General features: G+C 63.8%; 4 protein-coding genes. 2 read left to right on the plus strand and 2 right to left on the minus strand.

Annotated features, from left to right (window positions below):
- Window positions 1-144: 144 nt before the first annotated feature.
- Window positions 145-1,422, plus strand: coding sequence for a glycosyltransferase family 4 protein (locus tag EN745_RS27580; RefSeq protein WP_126055872.1), 1,278 nt, complete (start codon window positions 145-147; stop codon window positions 1,420-1,422).
- Window positions 1,413-2,747 (plus strand): hypothetical protein, encoded by a 1,335-nt coding sequence (locus tag EN745_RS27585; protein WP_126055871.1) that lies wholly within the window; start codon window positions 1,413-1,415, stop codon window positions 2,745-2,747. Before EN745_RS27580 ends, EN745_RS27585 begins: the two co-directional genes overlap by 10 nt.
- A gap of 79 nt (window positions 2,748-2,826) precedes the next feature.
- Here EN745_RS27585 and EN745_RS27590 read toward each other — a convergent pair whose 3' ends face one another.
- Window positions 2,827-3,999, minus strand: coding sequence for an acyl-CoA dehydrogenase family protein (locus tag EN745_RS27590; protein WP_245455549.1), 1,173 nt, complete (start codon window positions 3,997-3,999; stop codon window positions 2,827-2,829).
- Between the two features lie 41 nt (window positions 4,000-4,040).
- A partial coding sequence (locus EN745_RS27595) for a non-ribosomal peptide synthetase (RefSeq protein WP_127422712.1) occupies window positions 4,041-6,068 on the minus strand: 2,028 nt, incomplete at its 5' end.

Here is a 6,068-nt window from a genome sequence, read left to right on the forward strand (position 1 = left end):
GGGCGACACCTGGACGCAGGAAATCCCGGTGCCCGCCTTGGCAACTCGCCAGACGGCCGAGGCGCGGCTCTATCGACCGGAGGATAACCGGCTCTATCGCAGGGCTTCGACGCTGGTGCCGCGCAACTGAAATGAGGTTCGATCATGCGCATCCTGCTGCTGTCGCAGTTCTATCCCCCGGTGATCGGGGGAGAGGAGCGGCACGTCCGCAATCTCGGCGCAGCTCTGGCGCAGCGGGGCCATCATGTCAGCGTCGGGACCTTGATGCATCCCGGATCTCCCGAAACCGAGCTGGACGGCGCGGTCCGCGTGCATCGCCTGCGCGGCACGCTCCAGCGGCTGTCGGGCCTCCACACCGATCCCGAGCGCCGCCATGCACCGCCCTTCCCGGATCCCGAACTGGTGCTTGCCCTGAAGCGGCTGGTCGCCCGGGAGGAGCCGGACATCGTTCACGCCCATAACTGGATTTACGCGTCCTTCCTGCCGCTCAAAGGTCTGAGTGGTGCACGCCTCGTGGTTACACTCCACGATTACGGCCTTGTCTGCGCGAAGAAGAACTTCATGCACTTGGGCGCCAATCTCTGCAGTGGGCCAGCGCCGGCAAAGTGCCTGCCCTGCGCAACAGGGCATTACGGCGCGGTGAAGGCGGCCGCGACCAGCTTGGGCAACTGGGCATCGAGCTTCGCCGCTCGGCGCGTGGTGGACCGCTTTATCGCAGTGAGCCACGCGGTGGCCCGTCACACCGGACTCACCCAAGGCCGTGCTCCTTACGACGTCATCCCCAACTTCGTGCCTGACGATGTCGAAGTGCTTGGCCCGGAAGATGCCTGCCTGCGGGGACTCCCCGGGAGTGAATTCATCCTGTTCGTCGGCGACTTGACGCGCCTCAAAGGCATTGACGTTCTCCTGCAAGCCTATGCCAGCCTGGAGCGTGCGCCGCAACTTGTCCTGGTCGGGCGCCGGGTCGCCGATACGCCAACCGAGTTTCCGCCGAACGTTCTAGTCTTCAACATGTGGCCGCATTCCGCCATCATGCATGCATGGCGGCGCTCACTGTTCGGCGTGCTGCCGTCGGTGGGGCCAGAAGCCTGCGCGACAGTGATCATGGAAGCGATGGCGTCCGGAAAGGCAGTCGTTGCAACCGACATCGGCGGCATGCCGGATATTGTCGACCATGGCGAAACAGGCCTTCTCGTGCCGAGCGGCGACGCGCAGGCCCTCGCCAACGCAATGCAGACACTTCTTGAGGACCGCGCCTTGCTCGCCCGGCTGGAGGCGACAAGCCTCGCCAAGGTCGAGCGCCTCAAGGCCGGAGCGGTGGTGACCCGGATCGAGCAGGTCTACCGGGACGTCCTGCGCCCAGCCGCCGCCAGGTCCGCGGTGCCGGCGCAGCAAGGTTCGGGACAGCAACCATGTCGGTAGACCGCGCCGGAACGGCCATTGTTCGCGTGCGTCGAGAGCTTCGAAAGAGTGCCGCGCTCGTAATGAATTCCGGCGCTCTGGCAATCGGAACGACTGCCGCGGCCGGCCTCGGGTTTGTCTATTGGTGGCTCGCGGCGCGGCTGTTTTCGCCGGACGTGATCGGCAACACCGCAGCGCTGCTGTCCGTGATGGGGCTTATCGGCACGCTGGGCGAGGCGGGGCTCGGAACCATGCTGGTGGGCGAGATCGTCCGGAATCCTGGCAGGGAGCGCGGCCTGGTGGCCGCAGCAGCGTGCGTCGGGGTGGCGCTGGCGGTCGGCCTCGCCTTGTTGTTCGTCCTCGGGCATGCCTACTTCTACAGCTCGAGTGCGCTGATCGGCGGCTGGTTCGAGGGTATTGCGTTCGTCCTCGGCTGCGGCCTGACCGTTCTCGCCATCGTGGCCGACCAGGCATTCCTGGGCAACCTGCGCAGCGCCGGCAGGATGATCCGGCTGGTGCTGTTCGGCATGTTGAAGCTGATGCTGATCGCCGCCGCCGCGGCTGCCGGCTACACCTCCCATGTCGCGCTTCTTCTGAGCTGGGCGGCCGGCCTGCTGGCGTCCCTCGTCGGCGTGGACCTGTTGACGCGCGGCGGTGCGCGTCAACTCGTTGGGCCTCCCGACTTCCAACTGCTCCAAACGCTCCGCAAGAAGGTCTTCGACCACTACGCGCTCGACGTGGCCCTGCAGGCGCCGGGCCTCATCATGCCTTACCTCGTGCTGGTTCTACTGTCGCCGGCCATCAATGCTGCCTTCGTGTGCTTGTGGATGTTGGTCTCCATCGCCTCGTTGATTCCCGCAGCCATGGCCACGGTCCTGTTCCCCGTAGTGCGAGCGAGCCCGAAACAATCCAGACATGACATCCTTTTGTCGGTGATGGCGTCATTGCTCTTCTCGCTAGTCTGCGCCGTCTTCGTCTTCACCTATTCGCAGACGATCCTGGCGGTCTTCAATCCGGCCTATCCTGAGATCGCCGGATCGAGCCTGCGCTTCCTCGGCTTCAGCCTGCTGGGATCAACGCTTAAATTTCATGCCTGCACGCTGGCGCGGTTGGGCGACAGGATGCGCAAGGCATCTCGCTGGTTCGCGCTTGGCGGATTGCTGGAGCTGTGCTTCGTGATCGCGGGAGCGAAGCTCGGTGGACTTCAAGGCCTGGTCCTGGGCTGGACGCTCGCCGTCAGCATCGAGGGTGCGTGTGCGGCCCTCATCTTGGCCTTCGCGACGAATCTGGATTCTGCCGCCGGCCCTGTGCACGATGAACCGCCCCCCTCGTCGCTCAAGACCTGAGATGTCGTGCATGGCGGCCAGGATGCGATCCTTGAGCTGGGGTTTGCATGCGACGCATGATGTGGCGGCGGCGTTTTGCTCACGACATCGACGCGACCACCTCCAGCATCACCTCCGTCGCGCCGCCGGCGATGGTTAGGACGCGGGCGTCACGCGTTATCCGCTCGATCGGACTCTCGCGCATGACGCCCATGGCGCCGTGGAATTGCACGCATGCATAGGCGACCTCGTTGACGAGTTCGCCGCAGATGGCCTTCAACATCGAGATCTCGCGCAGGCAATCTTCGTCGGCCGCCATGCGCCAAGCGGTGGCATAGAGAAACTGGCGGCCTGCCTCCACCTTCGCAGAGAGCATCGCGAGACGTTGACGGATCGCCTGCATGTCCCATAGGACGCCCCCGAATGCGCGGCGGGCTTTCACCCAGGCGAGGGTCATATCGATCGCCGCCTCGGCCGTCCCTATCGCCATGGCCGCGAGGACAAGGCGCTCGTTCTGGAAGTTGCGCATGATGGAGTAGAAGCCCTGTCCCTCCGCGCCGAGGACGTTCTCCGCGGGGATACGGCAACCGTCGAAGACGAGCTCCGCCGTATCGGAGGAGCGCCAGCCGTGCTTGTCCAACTCCCGGGCAACGCTGAACCCGGGCGTGCCCTTCTCGACGAGGAACATCGTGATTCCGTTGCTTCCTGCCGAGGGATCAGTCTTGGCGGCGACGCAGTAGAGATCTGCGTGGACGCCATTTGTGATGTAGAGCTTCGTGCCATCGAGGACGTAAGTGTCGCCCTCTCGGAGCGCGCGCGTGCGGATGGCCTTCACGTCCGAGCCCGCGTCCGGCTCCGTGATGGCGACCGCGGTGATCACCTCGCCGCTGATAATGCCCGGCATCCAGCGGGCCCGCTGGGCTTTGGTTCCGTCGTGAAAGACGTACATGGAAGCCATGTCGCTGTGGACCAGCATCGCATCGGCGGCGCCGCCATAGGTCGAGCGCCCGAGCTCCTCGGCGAAGACCGTCGATGCAACCGCGTCCATCTCGGCACCACCATACTCGGCCGGGTAGCGGATGCCGAAGAAGCCGAGTTCGCCCATGCGGCGCAGGACCTTACGGGGAATGAACCCGTCCTCTTCCCAGCGATCCGCGCAGGGCTTGATCTCCTCCTCGACGAACCGGCGGACCTGGTCCCGTAAGAGCTCATACTCCCCCGCTACCCAAGGCAGCCCCGATCCACGCGAAGGTACCCAAGCTTTGTCCATCATCTTCATCCGCCCCAGGGCCATTCGGAGGGCCGTCCGATAGGCTAGAGTTCGATTTCCTCTCTCGGTCCCTCGCGTGAGGGGACTTGGGAATCGGCCACCCAGCGCATTGCGTCGATCAATTCCGCCAGTCCGGCCACTGTCGGTCGCTCGAAGAGATTGCGAAGCTGCACGTCGACCCCGAAGGTCTTTTGCATGCGCGACACCGCCCGCATCACCAAGAGCGACTGCCCGCCCAGGCCAAAGAAGTTGTCGTCACGGCCGATCGACTCGACCTTGAGGAGATCGCACCACAGCGCGGCCAGCGTCTTCTCGGTCTCCGTCGAGGGGGCGGCGAAGTCTTGTGCAGGCTGGATGTTTTCCGCCGTCGGTTCGGGAAGCGAGGCGCGGTCGATCTTCCCGTTGGACGTGAGCGGCATCCGTTCGAGGCGAACATAGTGTGTCGGAATCATGGACTCCAGGAGTTCTTCGGCAAGGTGGGCGCGCAGGGCCGCCACGGTCACAGGTTTCGACGAGACATAATAGGCCACAAGTCGTGCGATGCCGTCTTCGACCGCTGGCGGTTCGACATGGCCGTTTTGGGCCATTGTTTGTATCGCTGGTTTCACCACCGAGGTGGCGATGGCAGCGACGGCGCATTCCTGAACATGCGGGTGCTTCAGAAGCCGGGCTTCGATCTCGCCCAGTTCGATACGAGCGCCACCAACCTTAACCTGATGATCGGCGCGGCCGAGAAAGTCCATGCGCCCTTCCGCGTTCCAGCGGGCGAGATCGCCCGTCTTGTACAGCCGCAGCTTCGAAAACCGGTCTCGGGGATCGGTGGCCGTGAGGAAACGTTCGTCAGTGAGGTCAGGGCGATTGAAATAACCTCTCGCCAGGCCGTCGCCGGCAATGAACATCTCACCGATAATGCCGGGGATGGTGGGCTGATGTGCCTTGTTGAGGACGTAGATGCCCGCATTGGCGGCCGGAACGCCGATCGGCACCGATGCGGATTGATCCCGGTCGATGTCGAAACGGTGTATCATGCAGCCCACAGTGGCTTCGGTTGGTCCGTATTCGTTGTAGATCTCGATAGGATGGGGAATGGCTTTCGTGATATCGCGAGCCAATCCGGCCTTGAAGTCCTCGCCACCCACGATGAACTTGCGCAGCCTTGTGGTCTCAAGATTGCGGTCGCGGATCATCGCGAGATGCGCCGGCGTCAGCTTCATGATATCGACGGCATTGTCGTCGATGACCTTGAGCACGACCATGCTCTGGACCTCGGGATCACCAAGATAGACCACGATGCGGCCACCGGTGATGAGTGGCGTGAAGAGCGTCGTGACGGTCAGGTCGAAGGCGAGGGATGAGAAAAGCGGCCATGCGAGACGTTCGCCGGAACTGTACACCCGCGCGGCCCACCAGATGTAGTTCACCAGGCTCCGATGCTCGATCACGACGCCTTTGGGCGTGCCGGTCGAGCCGGAGGTGAAGATGATATAGGCGGCGCCATCCGGAGTGGCAGCCGACGGTCGGGCCGAGTCCGGCTGATTCAAGATCGACCCGAAATCGGCGTCGAGCACGAAAATGTCGGCAAGGTTCGGGGAAATGACGGACTGCAGACGCGCCTGGGTGACCGCCACCGGCGCCCGCCCGTCGGTCCCGTCGGCAATGTCCTTCAGGATTGTCGCAAGACGCCCCTTCGGTGTTGCCGCATCCACCGGCACATAGGCTGCGCCCGACTTCAGGACGCCTAAGATCGCGACGACGACTTCAAGAGAGTGCTCCATGAACACAACGGCAATCCGACCCGGCCCCACGCCGGTCGAGCTCAGATGCGCGGCCATCTGGTTGGAGCGTTCGTCGAGCTGCTGATACGTCAGCGCTGAGTCGCCGAAGCGGATCACTTCGGCGTCAGGACTACGCACCACCTGGTCGCGGAAGAGATCGATGATCGTCCTGTCCGACGGGTAGGGCGCTGCCGTGGCGTTGTATTCGATAACCAGCGCCCGCTGATCGCCATCTTCCAGCAGGGGAAGCGCTACGCCCTCCGCCGCGACAGGTAGGACTTCATTCATGAGATACGC

The sequence above is a fragment of the Mesorhizobium sp. M4A.F.Ca.ET.022.05.2.1 genome, from assembly GCF_003998845.1.
Classification (GTDB): domain Bacteria; phylum Pseudomonadota; class Alphaproteobacteria; order Rhizobiales; family Rhizobiaceae; genus Mesorhizobium.

Excerpts from the sequence above, each read along its gene's own strand:
- EN745_RS27580 (WP_126055872.1), top strand. The coding sequence starts at position 145 with ATGCGCATCCTGCTGCTGTCGCAGTTCTATCCCCCGGTGATCGGGGGA.
- EN745_RS27585 (WP_126055871.1), top strand. The coding sequence starts at position 1,413 with ATGTCGGTAGACCGCGCCGGAACGGCCATTGTTCGCGTGCGTCGAGAG.
- EN745_RS27590 (WP_245455549.1), bottom strand. The coding sequence starts at position 3,999 with ATGATGGACAAAGCTTGGGTACCTTCGCGTGGATCGGGGCTGCCTTGG.